At 70.6% G+C, this 21,778-nt stretch carries 18 protein-coding genes and 1 pseudogene; 9 read left to right on the top strand and 10 right to left on the bottom strand.

The window, feature by feature from the left end:
* Window positions 1-118: 118 nt before the first annotated feature.
* The 7 genes from KIH73_RS03190 to KIH73_RS03160 form a co-directional block, all read right to left on the bottom strand.
* The gene (locus tag KIH73_RS03190) at window positions 119-745 is read right to left on the bottom strand and encodes a DUF6466 family protein (protein ID WP_236022553.1); all 627 of its coding nucleotides are present in this window, start codon (window positions 743-745) and stop codon (window positions 119-121) included.
* On the bottom strand, window positions 742-1,764 hold the full coding sequence (locus KIH73_RS03185; RefSeq protein WP_219080478.1) for a vWA domain-containing protein: 1,023 nt from the start codon (window positions 1,762-1,764) through the stop codon (window positions 742-744). Before KIH73_RS03185 ends, KIH73_RS03190 begins: the two co-directional genes overlap by 4 nt.
* Window positions 1,761-2,810, bottom strand: a complete 1,050-nt coding sequence (locus KIH73_RS03180; RefSeq protein ID WP_219080476.1) for a vWA domain-containing protein — start codon at window positions 2,808-2,810, stop codon at window positions 1,761-1,763. The genes KIH73_RS03185 and KIH73_RS03180 overlap by 4 nt, the downstream gene beginning before the upstream one ends.
* Window positions 2,810-3,370 carry a hypothetical protein gene (locus KIH73_RS03175; protein ID WP_219080474.1) on the bottom strand — a complete coding sequence of 187 codons (561 nt, stop codon included), beginning with the start codon at window positions 3,368-3,370 and terminating at the stop codon, window positions 2,810-2,812. Before KIH73_RS03175 ends, KIH73_RS03180 begins: the two co-directional genes overlap by 1 nt.
* Window positions 3,367-4,320 (bottom strand): DUF58 domain-containing protein, encoded by a 954-nt coding sequence (locus tag KIH73_RS03170; RefSeq protein ID WP_219080472.1) that lies wholly within the window; start codon window positions 4,318-4,320, stop codon window positions 3,367-3,369. Before KIH73_RS03170 ends, KIH73_RS03175 begins: the two co-directional genes overlap by 4 nt.
* Entirely contained in the window at window positions 4,317-5,378 is a 1,062-nt protein-coding gene (locus tag KIH73_RS03165) for an AAA family ATPase (RefSeq protein WP_219080470.1), read from the bottom strand. Before KIH73_RS03165 ends, KIH73_RS03170 begins: the two co-directional genes overlap by 4 nt.
* A gap of 73 nt (window positions 5,379-5,451) precedes the next feature.
* Window positions 5,452-6,174 carry a uracil-DNA glycosylase gene (locus KIH73_RS03160; RefSeq protein WP_219080468.1) on the bottom strand — a complete coding sequence of 241 codons (723 nt, stop codon included), beginning with the start codon at window positions 6,172-6,174 and terminating at the stop codon, window positions 5,452-5,454.
* A 136-nt stretch (window positions 6,175-6,310) separates the two neighbouring features.
* On the opposite strand from KIH73_RS03160, the gene KIH73_RS03155 reads away from it, so the two are divergent.
* The 3 genes from KIH73_RS03155 to groL all read left to right on the top strand — a co-directional run bounded on the left by KIH73_RS03155 (window position 6,311) and on the right by groL (window position 9,266).
* A complete protein-coding gene (locus KIH73_RS03155; RefSeq protein WP_219080467.1) occupies window positions 6,311-7,006 on the top strand; it encodes a LytR C-terminal domain-containing protein in 696 nt (231 codons plus the stop codon).
* A 222-nt stretch (window positions 7,007-7,228) separates the two neighbouring features.
* Window positions 7,229-7,438 carry a cold-shock protein gene (locus KIH73_RS03150; RefSeq protein WP_219080464.1) on the top strand — a complete coding sequence of 70 codons (210 nt, stop codon included), beginning with the start codon at window positions 7,229-7,231 and terminating at the stop codon, window positions 7,436-7,438.
* A 205-nt stretch (window positions 7,439-7,643) separates the two neighbouring features.
* Window positions 7,644-9,266, top strand: coding sequence for a chaperonin GroEL (gene groL / locus KIH73_RS03145; protein ID WP_219080462.1), 1,623 nt, complete (start codon window positions 7,644-7,646; stop codon window positions 9,264-9,266).
* 131 nt (window positions 9,267-9,397) lie between these two features.
* Here groL and KIH73_RS03140 read toward each other — a convergent pair whose 3' ends face one another.
* Window positions 9,398-9,691, bottom strand: coding sequence for a WXG100 family type VII secretion target (locus tag KIH73_RS03140; RefSeq protein ID WP_219080460.1), 294 nt, complete (start codon window positions 9,689-9,691; stop codon window positions 9,398-9,400).
* A 266-nt stretch (window positions 9,692-9,957) separates the two neighbouring features.
* Here KIH73_RS03140 and KIH73_RS03135 point away from each other — a divergent pair, with 266 nt between their 5' ends.
* The 5 genes and pseudogenes from KIH73_RS03135 to KIH73_RS10835 all read left to right on the top strand — a co-directional run.
* Window positions 9,958-11,196: a TPM domain-containing protein gene (locus KIH73_RS03135; protein ID WP_219080458.1), complete on the top strand. Its 1,239-nt coding sequence runs from the start codon at window positions 9,958-9,960 to the stop codon at window positions 11,194-11,196.
* A 59-nt stretch (window positions 11,197-11,255) separates the two neighbouring features.
* A complete protein-coding gene (locus KIH73_RS03130) occupies window positions 11,256-11,996 on the top strand; it encodes a response regulator transcription factor (protein ID WP_219080456.1) in 741 nt (246 codons plus the stop codon).
* On the top strand, window positions 11,993-13,822 hold the full coding sequence (locus KIH73_RS03125) for a sensor histidine kinase (protein ID WP_420830212.1): 1,830 nt from the start codon (window positions 11,993-11,995) through the stop codon (window positions 13,820-13,822). Before KIH73_RS03130 ends, KIH73_RS03125 begins: the two co-directional genes overlap by 4 nt.
* 114 nt (window positions 13,823-13,936) lie before the next feature.
* Entirely contained in the window at window positions 13,937-14,326 is a 390-nt protein-coding gene (locus KIH73_RS03120) for a cold-shock protein (RefSeq protein ID WP_219080454.1), read from the top strand.
* Window positions 14,327-14,329: 3 nt separating this feature from the next.
* Window positions 14,330-15,331: pseudogene (locus KIH73_RS10835) on the top strand (DUF3027 domain-containing protein); the annotation flags it as partial.
* Between the two features lie 1,085 nt (window positions 15,332-16,416).
* On the opposite strand, the gene KIH73_RS03110 reads toward KIH73_RS10835, so the two are convergent.
* On the bottom strand, window positions 16,417-17,391 hold the full coding sequence (locus KIH73_RS03110) for a universal stress protein (protein ID WP_219080450.1): 975 nt from the start codon (window positions 17,389-17,391) through the stop codon (window positions 16,417-16,419).
* A gap of 138 nt (window positions 17,392-17,529) precedes the next feature.
* On the opposite strand from KIH73_RS03110, the gene KIH73_RS03105 reads away from it, so the two are divergent.
* Window positions 17,530-20,124 (top strand): ATP-dependent Clp protease ATP-binding subunit, encoded by a 2,595-nt coding sequence (locus KIH73_RS03105; protein WP_219080448.1) that lies wholly within the window; start codon window positions 17,530-17,532, stop codon window positions 20,122-20,124.
* 321 nt (window positions 20,125-20,445) lie between these two features.
* Here KIH73_RS03105 and KIH73_RS03100 read toward each other — a convergent pair.
* Window positions 20,446-21,778, bottom strand: a 1,333-nt coding sequence (locus KIH73_RS03100) for a DUF349 domain-containing protein (protein WP_219080446.1), incomplete at its 5' end; no start/stop codon positions are given.

The raw sequence follows: 21,778 nt of genomic DNA, 5'->3' as shown, positions 1-21,778 counted from the left end.
CGTGCCGGACCGGGGCCTCCGGTCCGAGCCGACGGCGCCGATCCGTCCCGGTCTCACCGATCGGAACAGGGGGCTGCCGGACGACGCCACGACGGCCCCGGTTCCGACGCGCCCGGCCTCACCACGGCTTGGTCGTGGAGGTCTGTTCGTCGCCGTCGCCGTTGTCGGCACTCTGCCCGTCATCGGTCGCGGACTGGTCGGAGGTCGCCGGCTGGTTGGCCTGGAGCAGCTCCTCGACCTGCCGGCGCTGCTCCTCGGTCAGCCCGCCGCCCTGCTTCGCGTCGTCGCCCCGCCCGGCGTCCTCGACGCCGACGGCCGCGGCGTCGGCGGAATCCCCGCCGTCGTGCTGGAGCTCGACCTCCTGGATGGTGCGTTCGGTGAGCAGGCTCGACGCGGCGGCGTTGTGCTCGATGTCCGAACGCACCTGCGGCAGCAGCAGGAATCCGAACGCGCCGGCGTCCTCGAACTGCGCGTCGGTCTGCTGCTGCCGGATCTGCAGCATCTGCAGGTCGGTGGCGTCGTCGGACGCGGCGGCGATGTTGGCGTTCAGGCTCGCCGTCGCCTGGTTGAACGTGTACACGGCGTACAGGTTCACCGCGGCGACGGCGGCGGCCGCCAGCAGCAGCGCCGCGGCGACGGCGAGCGCGATGCGCACAGCGAGCGGCGCGCGGGCGGTCCGCGCCGTCCGCGCCGCCGCGCCCGGCCTCGCCTCCCGTGCCCGCGTCCTCGATGCGTTCGCGCTCATAGCAGCCTCCTTGACGTCGCCAGCCAGCATCCGATCTCGGCGACCAGCAGCGCCGCCGCGACGATGGCCAGCGGCCAGACCACCGGCGTCAGCCGCGTGCGCTCGCGCTCGCCGCTGCCGAGCCGCCACTGGTCCGACGCCCGCTGCGACATGGCCTGGGCCATGGTGTGCGAGGCGTCCATCGCCACATAGGCGCCGCCCATCTCGTCGGCGATGTCGGCCAGCGTCTGCGCGTCCATCGCCGAGACGCCCGGCTCGCCGGTCTCGGGATCGGTCACCCAGCCGCCGTCGTCCTGTCCGTCCAGCCCGTCGGAGACGGTCGGGACGGGGCCTCCCTCCTCGGAGCCGACGCCGATGGCGAACGCGTCGTCGACGTAGCCGCGCAGCGTCGAGAACGTGCGCCGCGTCCGGTTCGAGGTCTGCTCGCCGTCGGTGATGACGTACAGCACGATCGCGTCGTCGGGATGCTGCTCGTCCATCGCGCGCAGCGTGGTCAGCAGCTGGTCGAGCGGCGCGTCGAGGCTGGAGCCCGCGGACACGGACGTCGCCTCGGTCGTCAGCGTGTCCGCCCAGGTGCCGATCGCCAGCTCGTCGGGGGTCAGCGGCACGTCGAGCGTTCCCGACGCGCCGAAGCGCAGCGCCGCGAAGCTCGCGTCCGGGTACATGTCGGTCAGGTCGTGCACCGCGCGTCTGGCGGCGTCGAGCCGGCTGACCGCCTCGTCGGAGCCGTACCGGGCGTCCTGCACGGCCATCGAGCCGGTCACGTCGACCGCGATCACCACATCCGTCGCGTTCACGGCCGTGCTGGTCGTCGTGGTCACGACGCACGGCGTCAGCACCATCAGCGCCGTCACCAGGCACAGCGCGCAGCGCCGCGTGCACGCCCAGACCGTCTCGTCGCCGGAGCCGCGCCGGCGCACATGCAGCACCACGCACAGCACCGCGAGCGCGGCCATCGCCGCGGCGACGGCGCCGCCGACCGGCCATCCGAGCGCAGGGGAGAGCGTCAGTCCGTTCATCGCCGCAACCTCCAGGCCACCACCAGCCAAGCGGCCATCACCACCGCCAGAGCGAGCGTCCACCAGCCCGGCGCATCCACCAGCGCGGACTGCGCCGCCCCCTCGTCCTCGGCGGCCTGACGCCGGTTGATCTCACGCACCAGGTCCTCGACGCTGGCGTCGTCGGTCTGTGTGAGGAACACGCCGCCGCGCGATTCGATCAGCGCGCGCATGCCCACGGCCTCGTCGTCGCCCTCGCTCTCCTGCGGGCCGGAGTACAGGCCGTCGACGTCGATGCCGGCGGCGTCCGTGAGCTCGAGCGCCTGCTCCAGCGTGTACGTCGGCTCGCCGGAGACGACGTTGTCGGTGGCCAGCACGATGGACGCGGGGCGCTGCGAGCCGGCGTCGGACGCGCCGTAGGCGAATCCCGGCAGCATGGCCGCGCAGCTGACCAGGCCGTCGCCGATCAGCGACGTCGCGTTGGTCCGGTTCTGCGTGCCCTCCAGCCAGTCGGCGATCCGCTGGTAGTCCTCGTCGCTCATCGCGTCGATGTCGTCCTGCGACTCGACGCCGCCCAGGATCTCGTGCGCGGTCCGCAGCTGCTCGGTGACCAGGTCGTAGTCGTCGGTCAGGGGGAACACGGTGCGCGAGGTCGAATTGAAGATGCTCAGCCCGATGCGCTCGCCGGCGAAGCTGTCCACCAGCTCGAGGTAGGTGTCGATCACCTGCCGGTCGTAGGGCAGCGCCGAACCGGACACGTCCAGGCACAGCACGATGTCGCGCGTGCTGGAGCGCTCCTCGCCGGAGGCCACCCGGGAGGGGCGGGCCGCCAGCGCGCCGGCGAGCGCCAGCGCCGCGACCAGTAGCGCCACGGCGAGGCGGCTGAGCGCGCGCCACCGGCGGAACAGCGTCGAGGCCCGCTCGGTGTTCAGGTCGTCGCCGAGGCTGAACACGCGATCGCCCCGCGAACGGCGCCGGCGGGAGAGCGCCAGCGCGAGCGCGACCGCGGCGAGCGCGAGCGCCGCCACGATCGCCGCGGCCCACGGCCATTGCCAGGATACCGGCATCAGCGCCACCTTTCCATCAGAGCGGACACCCACTCGGCCGCCTGCTCGACCGAGGTCTCGCGCGCCTGGGCGTTGGCGCCCGCGTCGGCGAACTCGGCCGGGTACAGGGCCGCGATCGTCTGCCGGAGCAGGTCCAGGCCGCGGCGGTTGCCCGGGTCGCGCGGCACGTGGCGCAGGTCGTCGAGCGTGTGGGCGGACATGTCCCTGCCGCTGGCCGACGAGGCGTAGTCGCGCGCGACGGCGGCCAGCCGGGCGAACGCCTCCTCGCGGTCGAGGGCGCCGTCATGGTAGCGCGCCACCACCTCGTCGACGCGGGCCCGCCACGCCCCGCGGTCCGACCCGTCGCGGTGCGCGCCGCGCGGGCGGGCGGTCCTCGGCGAGCGGCGGGGGCGTGACAGCAGCGCCGCGGCGACGATCGCCGCGACGGCCAGCAGCAGGCATACGGCCAGCACGATCAGCAGCGGCGTCGTCAGATCGGACCGGCCGACCGTGGTCAGGTCCGAGGAGTCCAGGGCCGATGCGGCGCCGGCTTGCGGCGTCCAGGGGATCGTCGTGGTCATCGCGCCTCCCGCAATGCGATCGCGGGCGCCGCCCGCAGCTGGTTGCGCGTCGAGCGGGACAACGCCAGCGAGACCATGCGCACGAACGCGTCGAACATGAGCTCGCTGGAGGAGGCGCGGATGATCCGGGAGCCGCACCGCGTCAGCTCGCGTTCCAGCGCTGCTGCCATGTAGGCGCGGTGCGTGGCGACCTCGTCGGCGGCCCTGCGGTCGATCAGGAACGCGGGGACGCGCCGGTCGCCGGCGCCGTCCAGCACGCGGCCCGCGGCCCGCGGCTCGAAGGGGTTGAGGGTGGCCACGTCGATGAACACCATCGGGTGGGTGCGGGCGATGCGCCGGATGGCGCGCAGATGGCGCTCCTGCACGGCGTGCTCGTCGGTGGCCAGCACGACGAGCGCCTGCCGGTCGCCGATGCGGCGGGCGTAGTCCAGCAGCGCGTCGATGTTGCGCGGATTGGCCCACGGCCGGTCCAGCGCGTCGTCCAGCGCGCGCCCGAACTGCGCGAAGCCGCCGGTGAACGGGATGCGGGTGATGCTCGCCGCGTCGCCGAACACCAGCGAGATGTCGTCGGAACGGCGCAGGCTCAGCGCCGCGAACATGCGCAGCGCGTTGGCCGCCACCTCGTAGGCCCGCTCCCCGGACGGGCACGCGCCGGTCATCTCGCGGCCGACGTCGAGCAGCAGCCAGACGCGGCTGGTCGAGGCCCGCTCGCGCTGGACCACCATCGGGCGGCCCACGCGGGCGCTGGTGCGCCAGTCGATCTGACGGGCCTCGTCACCCGGCTCGTAGACGCGGATGTCCATGATGTCGTCGACGCCGCCGCGCCGCTGCGAGGCGTGCTCGCCCTCGATCACGCCCAGCGCCTTGCGCACCGTGGGCAGGGTCAGCGTGGTGCCGAGGGCCTCGATCCTGCGGCGGACCGGGTCGTCGGCGTGGAGGCGCGGGATCATGGGACGGGGACCGCCTGGACGATCGAATCGACCACCTGGTCGGTGGACACGCCGTCGGCCAGGGCCTCGAAGGTGAGCACGATGCGGTGGCGCAGCACCTCGTGGACGAAGGCCTTGACGTCCTCGGGGATCACGTAGTCGCGGCCGGAGAGCAGCGCGTTGGCCTGGCCGATGCGCACCAGCGCGATCGAGGCGCGGGGGCTGGCGCCGAGGCGGACCAGCGCGGACAGGCCCTGCAGCGGGTGCGAGCCGGCGCCGCGCGAGGTGGCGGCCAGATCGACCGCGTAGCGCATGATCGCGTCGGAGACGTGCACGCGCCGCGCCGCGCCGCGCAGGAATTCGACGTCGGCGATCGAGAGCACGTCGCGGCCGAGCGCGTCGGGGTCGACGACGTCGGAGCCGCGGCGGGTGAGCATGGCCAGCATGCGGCGCTCCTCGTCGGCGGTCGGATAGGTCATCACCGCCTTCATCATGAAGCGGTCCATCTGCGCCTCGGGCAGGTTGAACGTGCCCTCCTCCTCGATGGGGTTCTGCGTGGCGATCACCATGAACGGCCTGGGCAGCGCGATGCGCTGGCCGCCGATCGTCGTGGCGCCCTCGGCCATGGCCTCCAGCATCGCGGACTGGGTCTTGGCGTTGGAGCGGTTGATCTCGTCGAGCAGCACGAAGTTCGCATGGATCGGCCCGATCTGCGTGGTGAAGCGCTGCGAGGCGAAGTCGTAGACCTGCGTGCCCACCAGGTCGGAGGGCATGAGGTCGGGGGTGCACTGCACGCGCTTGAACGTGCCCGATACCGAGGTCGCCAGCGTCTGCGCGGCGGTGGTCTTGGCCAGGCCCGGCACCGATTCGATCAGGATGTGGCCGCCGGCGACGAGGGTCACGATCAGCGACTCGCGCAGGTCGTCCTGGCCGACGAGCGTCTGCGCGAAGCGCGCGCGGATGAGCTCGGCGAGCTGCCGGGCCCGCCTGACGTCCTCGCCCGGCAGCGCCGGCTCGGCGGGCGAGGCGGCGGGCGGCGTGGTCACCGGCGGTTGCGGACGTTGGGGGAATAGCGGCATGGTGTTCTCTTCCGATCGGTCGTGTCCGGAGCGGTCCGGGCCCTATGGTCTTGCGTGCGCTACATTGTAGCCGTTACCGCGGAGCATCGGCCGGGGGAAGGGACCAGTCCACCGGCGTCGCCCCCATGGCCGCCAGCGCCTCGTTGGCGCGGGAGAACGGCCGGGACCCGAAGAATCCCCGGGATGCCGACAGCGGGCTGGGGTGGGGGGATTTGATGATGGCGGCGTTGGTCAGCAGCGGCTCGAGGGTCTGCGCGTTACGCCCCCAGAGAATGGCGACCAGCGGCCTGGGCCGGCCGTGCTCGTCGACCCGGGCGTTCAGCGCGCCGATGGCCGCGTCGGTGATGTGCTCCCAGCCCTTGCCCTGGTGGCTGTTCGGGCGGCCCGCCTGCACGGTCAGGCACCTGTTGAGCAGCATCACGCCCTGCCGGGTCCACGGCGTCAGGTCGCCGTTGGCGGGCATCGGCACGTGCAGGTCGTCGCACAGCTCGCGGTAGATGTTGACCAGGCTCTTGGGCAGCGGGTGGACGTCGGGGGCCACGCAGAAGCTCAGGCCCACGGGATGCCCCGGCGTGGGGTAGGGGTCCTGGCCGACGATCAGCACCTTGATCGAGTCGAAGGGGATCGTGAACGCGCGCAGGATGTTGCGGCTTGCGGGCAGGTAGCGGCGGCCGGCGGCCAGCTCGCCGCGCAGGAAGTCGCCCATGCGGTGGACGTCCGGCTCGACGTCGGCCAGCGCGGCGGCCCAGCCGGGGTCGACGAGTTCGGCGAGCGGTTTGACATGCGATGAGTTCATACCATGTACTCTAGGCCCCGCCCCGTCCTCGCGCGCCGCCGGCGGGCCGCGCGGCCCACCCAGCGCGCCGAGCGGGTGGTCTGACCGCGGTGGCGGCTACACTCATGTATGGAGTGTACACGGAAGGAATGTTCTGATGGCGCACAGCGACAAGGAAAGCTACGAGTCGTATCAGAGGGATGCGTTCGACAACCCGCCGGCCGGCCCGGTGGGCGTCCACCGCGGCAGGCGTTCGCTCGCGGCCAGGATCGCCCCGTTCGTGGCGGTGGTCGTCGTCGCGGCGCTCGCGGGCCTGCTGGCATGGGGGGCGATGTCCGGCGAGCTGTCCAACATCCCGTGGCCGTGGCAGTCCCAGACTTCTCAATCCCGCGACGACGGCGACGACGGTAATGCGTCGGATGACCAGACGAGCGACGACCAGACCCCGGACGACCAGGCGGCCGACGACCAGGCCGCGGACGACCAGACCGCCGGCGACGATGCGGCGAGCCCGGACAACACCGGGCAGACCGACCCGCAGGCCGATGCGGACCAGGGCGCGGCCGCCGAGCAGGCGGTGAACTACGCGACCGGCATCCGCGTGATCAACGCGACCGGCGTGAACGGCTACGCCGCCCAGCAGCAGGGCGTGCTCCAGGGCGTCGGGTACACCGACGTCGTGGCGGCCAACCCGTCCGGCGGCACGCTGCCGGCCGCCAACGTGGTGTGGTACCAGAACGAGACCGACCTGGCCACGGCGCAGAACGTGGCCGCCACGCTCGGCATCGCGGACGTGCAGCAGGCCACCGCGATCGCGGCGCCCATCGTCGTGGTGTACGTCACGGCGCAGTGACGCCCCCGGCGCCTCGAGGCGCCGCCCGACGCACGCGCGATCGCCGCCGCCGGCATGTCCGGTCGGCGGCGATCGCGCGTGTCGGGGCCGATTGTTCGGTTTTCGCCGCGGAACCCACTACAATGTGGGTAGTCGCGAGGCAGGGGGAGCGCGTACCAATTCCACATCTTTTCCGGATGTTCCCCATATGGTGCCGTCGCGGCGGGAAGGGAACGAAGACCTATGGCAAAGGGCACCGTGAAGTTCTTCAGCGCGGGCAAGGGATACGGATTCATCAACCCCGACGACGGGGGCGCCGATGTGTTCGTCCATTATTCGGTCATCCAGTCCGACGGCTTCAGGACGCTGGACGAGGGCGACGTCGTCGAGTACGAGGCCGTCAGCACGCCGAAGGGCATGCAGGCCACCAGCGTCGTCAAGGTCGAGGGTTGAAGGCCCGTTCCGCGGCATTCCCGCGCGCCGGCGATTCTTGCCAAGAGCGCAATCGCCGGGCCGTGTTGGCACTCGGACGCCGAGAGTGCTAATCTCCCAATTAGCACTCGGGACCTGAGAGTGATAGCCGGCAGCTGACGGCTGGTCGTCGCCTGTCGGGCCTGCGGGTGGAAACCAGTACCGTGTAGCCATATGTGGAGGAACAATGGCAAAGATCATCGCATACAACGAGGAAGCCCGCCAGGGCATGCTCGCGGGCCTCGACAAGCTCGCGGACACCGTCAAGGTCACGCTGGGCCCGAAGGGCCGCAACGTCGTGCTCGACAAGACCTACGGCGCCCCGACCATCACCAACGACGGCGTCTCCATCGCCAAGGAGATCGAGCTTGAGGACCCGTATGAGCGCATCGGCGCCGAACTGGTCAAGGAAGTCGCCAAGAAGACCGACGACGTCGCGGGCGACGGCACCACCACCGCCACCGTGCTGGCCCAGTCCCTCGTGCATGAGGGCCTGAAGAACGTGGTCGCCGGCTCGAACCCGATCGCGCTGCGCCGCGGCATCGAGAAGGCCACCGACGTGATCGTCAAGGAGCTCGTCGCCGCCGCCAAGGACGTGGAGACCAAGGAGCAGATCGCCGCCACCGCCACGATCTCCGCCGCCGATCCCGAGGTCGGCGAGAAGATCGCCGAGGCCCTGGACAAGGTCGGCCAGGACGGCGTCGTGACCGTCGAGGACAACAACCGCTTCGGCCTGGACCTGGAGTTCACCGAGGGCATGCGCTTCGACAAGGGCTACATCGCCCCGTACTTCGTGACCAACGCCGAGGACCAGACCGCGGTGCTCGAGGATCCGTACATCCTGCTGACCTCCGGCAAGGTCTCCAGCCAGCAGGACGTGGTCCACATCGCCGAGCTGGTGATGAAGACCGGCAAGCCGCTGCTGATCATCGCCGAGGACGTCGACGGCGAGGCGCTGCCGACCCTGATCCTGAACAAGATCCGCGGCACCTTCAACTCCTGCGCCGTCAAGGCCCCGGGCTTCGGCGACCGCCGCAAGGCGATGCTGCAGGACATGGCCATCCTCACCGGCGCCCAGGTGGTGTCCGACGAGCTGGGCCTGAAGCTCGACTCCATCGACATGTCCGTGCTCGGCTCCGCCAAGAAGGTCATCGTCTCCAAGGACGAGACCACCATCGTCTCCGGCTCCGGCTCCGCCGCCGACGTGGCCGCCCGCGTGGCCCAGATCCGCGCCGAGATCGAGAACACCGACTCCGACTACGACCGCGAGAAGCTGCAGGAGCGCCTGGCCAAGCTGGCCGGCGGCGTGGCCGTCATCAAGGTCGGCGCCGCGACCGAGGTCGAGGCCAAGGAGCGCAAGCACCGCATCGAGGACGCCGTGCGCAACGCCAAGGCCGCCATCGAGGAGGGCCTGCTGCCCGGCGGCGGCGTCGCCCTCGTCCAGGCCGCCAAGAAGGCCGAGACCGACGAGGCCGTCACCTCGCTGACCGGCGAGGAGGCCACCGGCGCGGCCATCGTGTTCCGCGCCATCGAGGCTCCGATCAAGCAGATCGCCGAGAACTCCGGCGTGTCCGGCGACGTGGTCTTCAACAAGGTCCGCGAGCTGCCGGAGGGCCAGGGCTTCAACGCCGCCACCGACACCTACGAGGACCTCATGGCCGCCGGCGTGACCGACCCGGTCAAGGTGACCCGTTCCGCGCTGCAGAACGCCGCCTCCATCGCCGGCCTGTTCCTGACCACCGAGGCCGTCGTGGCGAACAAGCCGGAGCCGCCGGCGGCCGCCCCGGCCAACCCCGACATGGGCTACTGACGACATCGCGGGCCCAGTCCCGCATGACGTGAGCATCCAAGGGTCCCATCCCGCGCAGGCGGGGCGGGACCCTTGCCGTTATGGCGGCCGGTGCCGTGTCGATGCCGCCGCCGCGTCGGCGCCGCCGCGCGTCAGCCCGCCGCGAACAGGCGCGAGGCCTGCATCTCTGCGTCGGCGTACACCGCGGAGGCCTGGGACAGCGCGTTCTGGATGGACTCCAGCGACGCCTCCATCTGCTGCTGCGCCGCGCGCCACTGCGCCGCGGCCGACGCGAACTGCGTGGCCGCCGAGCCGTGCCACGCGTCCTGCAGGGCGTTGAGATTGGCGTACATGCCGTTCACCGCCTGCCGGATCTGGGCGATCGAGGACGCCACCGCCGCCCCCGAGGACTGGATGCGCTCCGAATCGACCTGATACTGTGCCATGATGCTCCCTTCCGTATGGGTGTGGTCGTTGTTCGCGGGTCGGCCTGTCGATGACATCGCCGCCCGGTAAGGTGGAGGGTATGTCAGATGTGAGCAGTGCGTACGGGAAAACGGGCCATGTGGTCGAAGGCCAGCCCGATTGTTCCCGCACGGCGCCGGGAAACCGCGTGCGCGCGGCGCTGAAATGGCTGTATGCCGCCGTTTGCGTGATCGTGGCGCTGTCGTTGTGGATAACCCCGGTCTCCCATGCCGATGATGGAGATTCCGTGGAGGGCGGCACCTCGGGCGGCGAGGTGACCATCACCAGCTCGATCACCGACACGGAGAACCTGCTGGGATCGGACGTGTCCGCCGTCACCGACGCGATCGCCGACACGCTGGAGCGGACCGGGGTCTCGGTGCGCCTGCTGTACCTCGCCTCGTTCGCCACCGACGACGAGCCCGAGACCTGGGCGCGCGACGTGCTGGACTCCACCGAACCCGACCCCAACACGGTGCTGCTCGCCGTGGCCTCGCACGACGGCAGTCTGGTCGTCGCCGTCTCGTCGAACTCCGACGCCTGGCTGCGCAACCAGGAGACGGTGGACGAGCTGTCGCAGGCGGCGCTGGACCCGCTCATCGAGGGCGACACCCCGAACTGGTCGGGATCGGCCATCGCGATGATGGACGCCATCGCGACCATCGAACAGACCTCGCACACATGGTCGCCCCTGGTCGTCGGCATCGTCGCGGGCGTGGCCGTGCTCATCGTGGCCGTCATCGTCGTCATCGTCGTGCTCGGACGGCGTCGCAGGCCCAAGCGCCACGGGAGGTCTCGCGGCCGGCGGTCCGGTCGCGCCGGGGAGCCGTCGGCGCCGTCGACGGAGGATCCGGAGACGGGGGAGGAGCCGGACCGCGGGTCCGATGCGTCCTCGTCGGATGCGTCCTCCGCCGCGGACGCCGCGCCGGACGAGCCGACCTGGGGCGGTCTCACGGATGACGGGACTGCGGACGTCACGTTCTCGCCGTGGTCGGCGGCCGATGGTCCTGTCGCCGTAGCCGACAGTACCGACGGCGCGGAGGACGCCGCCGTTCCCGTCGCCGGTTCCGGTGACGTCGTCGACGCCGCCGATGGCGATGCCGATGCGGCCGGTTTCGGCGACTCCGGCGATGCCGGAGCGGCCGGCTCCGCCGATGCCGCTGATTCCGACGATCCCGCCGACCTCGGCTCTCGGGCCGAGCGGGCCGACGCCGCGGGCGCCGCAGACGACGACGCGCGGGCGACCGCCCCCGCCATGGCCGTGCCGGAGCTGCACCTGAGCGTCCCCGACCTGCGTCTCGGCGGACCCGCGATCGGGACGCCGGTCGACGGTGCGGACGTCGCGGACGGCGGGTTCCCTAAGGCGCCCGTCTCGGATAGTGGAACGGACGGCGATGCCGATGGAGCCCGGGACCACGGCCGGTCCGAACGGCGGCAAACGGGCTGGCCGTCCCGGCGTTCGTCGCGCGGCCGGCATGCGGGCTGACGCTTAACCGTCAGCGAACGTTCAGGAAATCCCAAGCGAAGCGGGTGAAGCTGGTAAGCATGAGTAAGCCCATTGAAGCATCCATCGTTGTCGTGGACGACGAGCCGTCCATCCGCGAGCTGCTCGTCGCCTCCCTGCATTTCGCCGGATTCGAGGTGGAGACCGCCGCCTCCGGATCCGAGGCCATCGAGGTCATCGAGAAGACCCAGCCCGACCTGATCGTGCTCGATGTCATGCTCCCGGATATCGACGGCTTCACCGTGACCCGCCGTATCCGGCAGGAGGGCATCGACGCGCCGGTCCTGTTCCTCACCGCCCGCGACGATACGCAGGACAAGGTGATGGGCCTGACCGTGGGCGGCGACGACTACGTGACCAAGCCGTTCAGCCTCGAGGAGGTCGTGGCGCGCATCCGCGCGATCCTGCGCCGCACGCGCGAGCAGGTCGAGGACGACCCGATCATCCGCGTCGGCGACCTCGAGATCAACGAGGACTCGCACGACGTGTCCCGCGCCGGCCAGTCGATCGACCTGAGCCCGACCGAATACAAGCTGCTGCGCTACCTGATGGACAACGAGGGCCGCGTGCTGTCCAAGACGCAGATCCTCGACCACGTCTGGCAGTACGACTGGGGCGGCGACGCGGCGATAGTCGAATCGTACATCTCGTACCTGCGCAAGAAGGTCGACGGCATCGAGGTCGTCGACGAGAACGGCGAGAAGCACAAGGTGGCCCCGCTGATCGAGACCAAGCGCGGCATCGGGTACATGATCCGCGCCCCGAAGACCCAGGGGGCGTGACCTTGACGGGTGCCGACGAGACGCAGGCCGCCGCGCCCGGCGACCCCGCGGAGCCGGGGCATGCCGGCGTCCTGCGTACGCTGCTGCGCAGGCGCTGGGACGCCATCTCGCTGAGCACCAAGCTGGTGGCGAGCCTGCTGGTGCTGCTGACCATCGGCATCGCCGGCATCTCGTTCGCCATCCGCCAGCTGGTGAGCAACTACCTGCTGGAGAAGGTGGACACGCAGATCGTCCAGCAGGCGCAGCTCGTGGTCAACAACATCGACCTGATCAACGAGTCCTTCCGCGACCAGACCTCCGCGGGCATGACCGACTACTACCTGCAGATCCGCGACACCCAGGCGCACATCCTCTCCACGCCGCTCAAGCCGGTGCTCTCCGGCGGCGTCGTCTCCGAGCCGATCCTGCCGGCGGACGGCTCGATGGGCGGCATCACCTTCGGCGAGCCGTTCACCACCGAGGCGCGGGTGTTCCTGGGCGACTCGACGACCAGCCGCGCCACGCTCTCCGCCGCGCGCTCGCCGTGGCGCGTCGTGGCGATGAAGGTGCTCAACGAGGACGGCGAGTTCACCAACATCGCGTTCATCGGCCTGTCGCTCAACGACCAGCTCGACACCGTCTCGATGCTGACCAGATACTGCATCATGGCCGGCGCGGCGATCATCCTGCTCGGCGGGGTCATCGGCATGCTGGTCGTGCAGGGCATGCTGGCGCCGCTCAAACGCATCGAGAAGACCGCGGCGAAGATCGCGGCGGGCGACCTCAGGCAGCGCATCCCCGCGATGCCTGAGAACACGGAGATCGGCTCGCTGTCGGCCTCGCTGAACTCGATGCTCGCCCGCATCGAGCAGAGCTTCCGGGAGCAGCAGGAGACGACCGACAAGATGAAGCAGTTCGTCTCCGACGCCAGCCACGAGCTGCGCACGCCGCTGGCCGCCATCCACGGATACGCCGAGCTGTACAAGATGCAGCGCGACATGCCCGGCGCGCTGGAGCGCGCCGACGAGTCGATCGCGCACATCGAGGCCTCCAGCTCCCGCATGACCGTGCTGGTCGAGGACCTGCTGTCGCTGGCGCGGCTGGACGAGGGCCGCGGCATCGACATCACCCAGCAGATGCACCTGACCCCGATCGTCAGCGACGCGGCCGACGACCTGCACGCCCTCGACCCGGAGCGCGGCGTCAGCTGCGGCACCGTGACGCTGGACACCTCGGGCGGCGGCCCGGCGCGGCTGGCATACGCCGAAGGGCCGCTGCCGTCGATCACGCTGAACGGCGACGCCTCGCGCCTGCGCCAGGTCGTGACGAACATCGTGGGCAACATCCACCGCTACACCCCGGAGGACTCGCCGGTGGAGGTGGGGCTGGGCACGCTCACCGCGTCGATCGGACCGGAATCGCTGGCGCGCATGCCGGCGACCGAGCAGTCGTTCCGCCACTTCCTGGAGGCCGTCGAGGTCGGCCAGTCGATGCAGATCGGCATGAACTACGCCGTCATCCAGATCGTCGACCATGGCCCCGGCGTGCCGGACGACTCGCGCGCCCGCATCTTCGAACGCTTCTACACCGCCGACCCCTCGCGCGCCCGGCAGAAGGGCGGCACCGGCCTGGGCATGGCCATCGTGCTGTCGGTGGTCAAGGCCCACCGCGGGTTCATCTGCGCATCGCAGACGCCCGGCGGCGGCCTGACCATCACCGTCGTGCTGCCGATCGGTCCCGTGGAGCCGCAGCCGAGGCCGGGCGCCCAGACCGACGGCTCCGGCCGTGCGCCCAAGCCGGCGAAGGCCGCGAAGGCCGAGAAGCGCTCCCGCCGGGCGAAGGGCTGAGCCGCGGCGTCACGCCACGGGCGCACCGACCTGGTTGTACGCTAGACTATATCTTCGGTTTGGATTAGCACGCGGACACGAGGGTCCGCGTCGAGGACAGTGAAGAGGTGTGACATGCCCAGCGGACGAGTGCGTTGGTTCGATGCGAAGAAGGGGTACGGCTTCATCATGACCGAGGAGGGGCATGACGTGTTCCTCCCCGCGTCCGCCCTGCCGGCCGGCATGACCACGCTGCGCAAGGGCGCCAAGGTGGAGTATTCCGTCGTCGACGGCCGGCGGGGGCCGCAGGCCATGGGCGTGCAGCTGGTCGCGTCCGCGCCGTCGCTGGTCAAGGCCACCCGTCCGAAGCCGGACGACATGGCCGCCATCGTCGAGGACCTGATCAAGCTGCTGGACGGCGCGGGCAACGACCTGCGCCGCCACCGCTACCCCTCCTCGGCGGAGAGCAAGAAACTGGCCACGCTGCTGCGTGCGGTGGCCGACAATTTCGACGTACAGGACTGACATATGCCGGATACGATGCTGGACCCGCAGACGATCGCCAGGGCCGTGGCCTGCGCCGCGGCCGAGGACCCCGACCTGGTCGGGGAGTTCGTCGACGCCATCGCGCTGGACGACGGCGTGACCGATTTCCGTTTCGCCTCCGCGCAGCGCGGCTACGAGGGGTGGCAGTGGTCGGTGACCCTGTACCACGACGAGGAGCTGGACCGCTGGACGGTGAACGAGACCTCGATGGTGCCCGCCGACGGCGCTCTGCTGCCGCCGCAGTGGGTGCCGTGGAAGGACCGTCTGGAACCCACCGACCTGTCGGTGACCGATTCCATCGGCACCGAGGCGGACGATCCGCGGCTCGAGGGCGGCTTCCGGCGCACCGAGCCGGCGGAGGTCGGGTCCGACGGCGCCACTCCGGAGGAGGACGACGACCTGACCCGCCCGATGCAGGTCCGCGGCGGCGCACGCGCCCGGTCGGGCGACGCCGCCGACGCCGCGGAACCGGGCGACGGGGCCGGCGGGACCGACGGCATGGCCGAGACCGCGGACGCCGCGGGCGGCGAGGCCGCCGCAGGCGATGCGGCGGGGGATGAGGCCGGGGGCACGACCTCCGTGCTGGACGTGTCGGACGCCGTCGAGGAGTTCGACCTGTCGCGCCGCCACGTGATGAGCCCGCTCGGCCGCTCGCAGACCGCGAAGCGCTGGTACGAGGGGCCGCGCGGGCCGAAGTCGCTGTCGACCAAGACGGCGGCCGGCCACACCTGCTCGACCTGCGGGTTCTTCGTGCCGCTGAAGGGCGAGCTCAACCTGCTGTTCGGCGTGTGCGCGAACAAATGGAGCCCCGACGACGGCCGCGTGGTCTCGCTCGACCACGGCTGCGGCGAGCATTCCGAGATCGAGCCGCCCGAACCGACTCATCTGTGGGTGCAGTCCAAGCCGGCGTTCGACGACCTGCATATCGACATCATCGCCCAGGCGCCGCGCGAGGAGAGCGCCGAGATCGAACTCATCGAGCGCAGCCGCGACCGCGACGAGGACGAGGCCACCGACGAGGACATCGACGCGAACGTGACCGCCGAGGACGACGAGCCCGAGCACGACGACGCCGAGGGGCCCGAGGTCGAGGAGACGCTGTCCATCGCGGACGGGTCGGACGACGGCCGCGCCGATGCCGACGCCGGCGACTCGGAACCTGGCGATTCGGAATCCAGTGACCCGGAATCCGACGGCCCGCAATCCGACGGCCCGGAGGGCACCGATGACGACCGGAACGAGGCCGATGGCGAGGCCGAGTCCGGCTCCGCGTCCGACGATGCCGAGACCGATTCGGTGTCCGATGGCGCCGGCACGGAACCCGGTGTCGCGGCCGCCGGGGACCTCTCCACGGGCGGCGAATTCGACATGGACGACGGGTCCGACGGCGATGGCGATGCGGCGGACGGTGCCGCTGCCGCCGAGGAATTCGCCGACGAGGTCGCCGAACCGACCGAAGCCACAGGCGATGACAAGGCCGTACCGAACGACGAGACGGCCGACGGCGGGGCCGAGACGGTCGGACAGCCGGCTGACGGCGATATGGCCGACGGCGGAACCGACGGCGAGACCGCATCGACCGAACGGCCGGTGGAGGGTGACGCGGACGGCGCCGCCGACGCTCACGAGCCGTCCGACGAGACGCAGGACGCCCAGCCGGAGGCCGCCGAGACCGGTCAGGGCGACGCCGGGGAGCCGGTTGACGGCGAACCGATTGCGACCGAGGCCGAACCGCAAGCCGACGATGCAACCACCACCGCATCGGATGACGGGGAGCCGGCGGGGGAGCAGTCCCAGGAACCGGCGCCGGAGGCAACGCCCGCCGAAACCGATGAAACCGCCGAAACCGACAGCGCCGAGGCAACGGCAACGGACGAACAGGCCACGGCCTGAGGAAGCGCCGGCCGATTCGGGCACGCCGATGCCGGCGCGGCCCGGACCGGCCGGCGCTTCGGAGCCGACCGGCCGACCGTGTGCCGATCTACGGGAAACGGCCGTGCATCCGCAGAAGCGCGGACGCACGGCCGTTTCGTATGCCGTGCCGCATGCCTGGCGCGCCGAGGCGGGCGTCAGTGCACGACGGTGACCGTGCACTCGGCGCAGTTGACCACCTGCTTGGACACCGATCCGAGGAAGTGCGCGTCGAGCCCGTGCAGGCCGCGCGAACCGACCACCAGATGCCGGGCGTAGCGCGAGGCGCTGATCAGCCCCTTGACGGCGGGGATGTGGAAGGCATGGGCGTGCACCTCGACGTCGTCGGGGACGCCCGCCTGCGCGAGCATGTCCGCGACGATCCGCTCGGCGTGCCGCTGCCCCTCGCCGACCGGCGCGATCGCATGCTCGTAGCCGGGCACCTCGTCGAGGTCGCGCATCTGCCAGCAGAACAGCACATGCAGCGGGATGCGGTGGACCTGCGCGAACTCGGCGGCGAACGCCAGCGCATGCGCGGAGGTCGGGGAGCCGTCCACGCCGACGACCACCGGCCGCGGCCGCCCGTCGTTCTCCGCCCCGTCATCGCGGCGGGGATGCGAGGCGCCGGGCGCGAGCGCCTCGGCGATGTCGTCCTGCACGCTGCGCTCCTCGTCCGCGATGCGCACGATGGTCACCGGCACCTGCGCCGACTCGGCGAGCGAGGCGGACAGCGAGCCCATGAACCAGCGCAGCACCGGGCCCATCGAACGGCGGCCCACGACGATCTGGTGCGCGTTCGCGCCGATCTGCAGCAGCGCCGACGTGCCCGAGGCGTGCACCGACGTCAGGCGCAGGTTCCCCGGATCGAAGTCGAAGCCCTCGCAGGCGGCGTCGACCCAGTCTCGCAGCCGCTGCACGATGTCGCGGCGCATGCGCTCCCACGCCTCGTCGCCGTCGGGCTCGGAACCCATGTCCCAGGAGTGGGTCCACCCGAACACGGCGTTGACCTGGCGGCCGGTGGCCGCGCCCTCCCGCAATGCCCAGCGCAGCGCGCAGAACGACTCGTCGGAGCCGTCCACGCCGACGACGATGTCGGCCCCGACGCCTGCGCCGTTCCTGTCGTTCCCTGTCATATCGGCCTCCTCACCTGCGGACCATGAGACCAGCTTAGCCGCTTCTTTTGCGTTCACAGCGCAATTCGCGCCGCGTCCGGCGCAAACGTCACCGCGAATCGGTAAAGTGGGGTGGACATCAAGATTGGAAGGACAAGCATGTTCGAACGGTTTACCGACCGTGCGCGGCGCGTGATCGTGTTGGCGCAGGAGGAGGCGCGAGCCCTCCAGCACAACTACATCGGCACCGAACACCTGCTGCTGGGCCTGATCCGAGAAGGAGAGGGCGTCGCCGCCAAGGCGCTCGCCGCCAAGGGCGTGACGCTGGACGACACCCGCAAGCAGGTCGAGGAAATGATCGGCAAGGGAAGCGCCGCACCCAACGGTCACATCCCCTTTACCCCGCATGCCAAGCAGGTGCTTGAGCTGAGCCTGCGCGAGGCGCTGCAGCTCGGGCACAGCTACATCGGCACCGAACACATCCTGCTGGGCCTGATCCGCGAGGGCGAGGGCGTCGGCACCCAGGTGCTGATCAAGATGGACGTCGACCTCGGCGAGCTGCGCAGCGCCACCATTGACCTGATCCGCGGCAGCTCCGCGGGCGGCGACAAGGGCAAGGGCGATCTGGCGAACGCCGGCGGCGTGCAGGACAAGCGCAGCCAGACCGGCTCCGCGATCCTCGACCAGTTCGGCCGCAACCTGACGGCCGAGGCGGCCGAAGGCAAGCTCGACCCGGTCATCGGGCGCACCAACGAGATCGAGCGCGTGATGGTCGTGCTCTCCCGGCGCACCAAGAACAACCCGGTGCTGATCGGCGAGCCCGGCGTCGGCAAGACCGCCGTCGTCGAGGGCCTCGCGCAGAAGATCCAGGCCGGCGACGTGCCCGAGACGCTCAAGGGCAAGCAGGTGTACTCGCTCGACCTGGGCTCCATGGTGGCCGGTTCGCGCTACCGCGGCGACTTCGAGGAGCGCCTGAAGAAGGTGCTCAAGGAGATCAAGACCCGCGGCGACATCGTGCTGTTCATCGACGAGATCCACACGATCGTCGGCGCCGGCTCGGCCGACGGCGCGCTCGGCGCGTCGGACATGCTCAAGCCGATGCTGGCCCGCGGCGAGCTGCAGACCATCGGCGCGACCACGACCGACGAGTACCGCAAGTACATCGAGAAGGACGCCGCGCTGGAGCGCCGCTTCCAGCCGATCCAGGTGGCCGAGCCGACGATCGCGGAGACCATCGAGATCCTCAAGGGGCTGCGCTCGCGCTACGAGAACCACCATCGCGTGACGATCACCGACGGCGCGCTGCAGTCCGCGGCCGAGCTGTCGGCGCGGTACATCCAGGACCGCAACCTGCCGGACAAGGCCATCGACCTGATTGACGAGGCCGGCGCGCGCCTGCGCATCAAGCGCCTGACCGCCCCGCCGGAGCTCAAGGAGCTCGACGCGAAGATCGCCAAGATCTCCGCCGAGAAGGACCAGGCGATCAAGGACCAGGACTTCGAGAAGGCCGCCGAGCTGCGCGACAGCCAGGAGAAGCTGGAGTCGGAGCGCAAGGAGAAGGAGCAGGCCTGGCGCGAGGGCGAGTCCGACGTCAAGATGGTCGTGGACGAGGACGTGATCGCGCAGGTGATCTCGCAGTCCACGGGCATCCCGGTGTTCAAGCTCACGCAGGCCGAGTCGAAGAAGCTGCTGGGCATGGAGACCGAGCTGCACAAGCGCATCATCGGGCAGGACGAGGCGGTCTCCGCCCTGTCGCGCTCGATCCGCCGCACGCGCGTCGGCCTGAAGGACCCCAAGCGTCCGTCCGGCTCGTTCATCTTCGCCGGCCCGACCGGCGTGGGCAAGACCGAGCTGGCCAAGGCGCTGGCCGAGTTCCTGTTCGACGACGAGGACGCCCTGATCCGCGTCGACATGTCGGAGTTCTCCGAGAAGTACGCGGCCTCGAGGCTGTTCGGCGCGCCCCCGGGCTACGTCGGCTACGAGGAGGGCGGCGAGCTCACCGAGAAGGTGCGCCGCAAGCCGTTCTCCGTCGTGCTGTTCGACGAGATCGAGAAGGCCCACCCGGACATCTTCAACACGCTGCTGCAGGTGCTGGACGACGGCCACCTGACCGACGGCCAGGGCCGCAAGGTGGACTTCAAGAACACGATCATCATCCTGACCACGAACCTGGGGTCGAGCAACATCGCCAAGTCGGCCAATACCGGCTTCAGCCTGGGGGCGAACACCGAGTCGAGCTACCAGCGGATGAAGGACCAGGTGAGCACCGAGCTCAAGCAGCAGTTCCGCCCCGAGTTCCTCAACCGCCTGGACGACATCATCGTGTTCCGCCAGCTCACCGAGCCGCAGGTGCGCCAGATCGTCGACCTGGACGTGGCCAGGCTCAACGACCGGCTGTTCGACCGCCACATGTCGCTCGAGCTCACCGACGCCGCGAAGGACCTGCTCGCGCAGAAGGGCTTCGACCCGCTGCTCGGCGCCCGGCCGCTGCGCCGTGTGATCCAGCGCGACATCGAGGACGCCATCTCGGAGAAGATCCTGATGGGCGAGCTCGAGGACGGGCAGCGTGTGATCGTCGACGCGGAGGGCGAGGGCATCCTCGGCGAGTTCACGTTCCGCAGCGAGCGGTTCGAGGATGCGCCGCAGGGCGATGCCGGCTCCGACGCCGCGGCCCCGCAGACCGAACTGGTCGGCGCCGTGGAACCGGCCGACGGTGCGGATCCGGCGCCCGCCGAGGGGGCTTCCGAGGCGTAGCCGCCGGTGGCAGACCGCGCCCCGGGACGTGCGCGTGCTCGGGGTGTGCGACCGAATTGTCCATGTGATTGCGGACCGTGACGCATCGTCGCGGTCCGCAATCGCGTATTCCGGCCGTCTCGGCATATGGCGCGAACGCCGGGGAAGCCGTTCCCGCAGCCGGGGCGAGCGGCCGGGCCGAAGCCGGGCGACCGGAATCCGTATGACGGCAGCGTATGACGGCGCGCCGAAACGACTGGGGTGGACGGTTCCGAAGAACCGTCCACCCCAGTCGTTTCGGTTGTCGTCCCGCCGTATCGTGACGGGAACGACGGGCCCGGATCAGTGGATCGCGTTCAGCCACTGCTCCTTGGTGGCCTTCTCCGCCTCGAGCGCGGCCTTCTTCGCGGCGTCGGTCTCGGCGGCGATCTTCTGCTCCAGCTCGGCGAGCTGCGCGGTCAGCTGCACCTCGAAGCTCGACTTGCGGGCGTCGGCCTCCGGGTCGGACTGCTTCCACGCCGCGTCCTCGACGGCCTTGATCTGACGGTCGATGGCGTCGAGGCGGCCCTCGATGCGGTGCATGGCGTCGCGCGGCACGTAGCCGATCTGGTCCCACTCCTCCTGGATGGCGGCCAGCGCCTGGCGGGCCTTCTTCGCGGCGGCCTCGTCGGCGACCGGCAGCAGCGCCTCGGCCTTCTTGAGCAGCTCCTCCTTCTTGGCGAGGTTCTCCTTCTCGGTCGAGCTGATCTGGTCGCGGTCGGCCTGACGCGCGTTGAAGAACGTGTCGGCGGCCTCGCGGAAGCGCGCCCACAGGGCGTCGTCCTCGTTGCGGCCCGCGCGGCCGGCCTTCTTCCAGCGGTCCATGAGCTCGTTGAACCTGCGCGAGGTCTCGCCCCACGCGGTGGAGTCCTTGATTTCGTTGGCCTCGGCGATGATCGCCTCCTTGGCCTCGCGGGCCTGGCTGCGTTCGTTGTCGCGCGCCTGGGCCCACTTGCGGCGGGCCTGGTTGAACGTCGTGCGGGCCTGGGAGAAGCGCTTCCACAGGGCGTCGGCGTCCGCCTTGTCGATGCGGACCGTGGTGCGCTGGTGCTCCTGCCACTGGTCGAACAGGGCGCGGAACTTGTCCGCGGTCGAACGCCAGTTCGTGTTGTCGCCCAGCGACGCGGCGAGGGCCTCGGCCTTCTCCACGATCGCGGTGCGCTCCTCGACGGCCTTGGCGACGGCGGCCTTGCGTGCCTCGGCGATGGCGGCCTTCTTGGCGGCGGCCTCGGTCTTCAGCTCCTCGTACTGCGCCTTGAGCGCGGCGACGTCGCCGACGACGGCCGGCTCGACGGTCTCCTCGGCCAGCGTCTTCAACGTGTCGTCGATCTCGCGGGCCTTGACGTTCGCGGACTTCAGACGGTTGGCGAACAGGTCGAGCTTGGCCTTGAGGTCGAGGTAGCGGCGGGCGTACAGCGCCAGCGCCTCGTCCTTGGAGACGTCGGGGAACTGCCCGACCTCGCGCTCGGCCTCGCCCTCGCGCACGAACACGGTGCCGTTCTCGTCCACGCGGCCGAAGGCCTCGGCCGCCTCGACGTCGGCCTGCGAGTAGGTGACGGCCGCGGACTTGGGCGCATGGCGCTGCGGCTTCTTCGCGAAGGCGGCGGGGGAGGGCGCGTGCGGCTTGGGCATCGAC

This window comes from Bifidobacterium phasiani (genome assembly GCF_019331775.1).
Classification (GTDB): domain Bacteria; phylum Actinomycetota; class Actinomycetes; order Actinomycetales; family Bifidobacteriaceae; genus Bifidobacterium; species Bifidobacterium phasiani.
The sequence above is the reverse complement of the archived record's forward strand: the minus strand, read 5'-3'. Positions and strand labels throughout refer to the sequence as shown.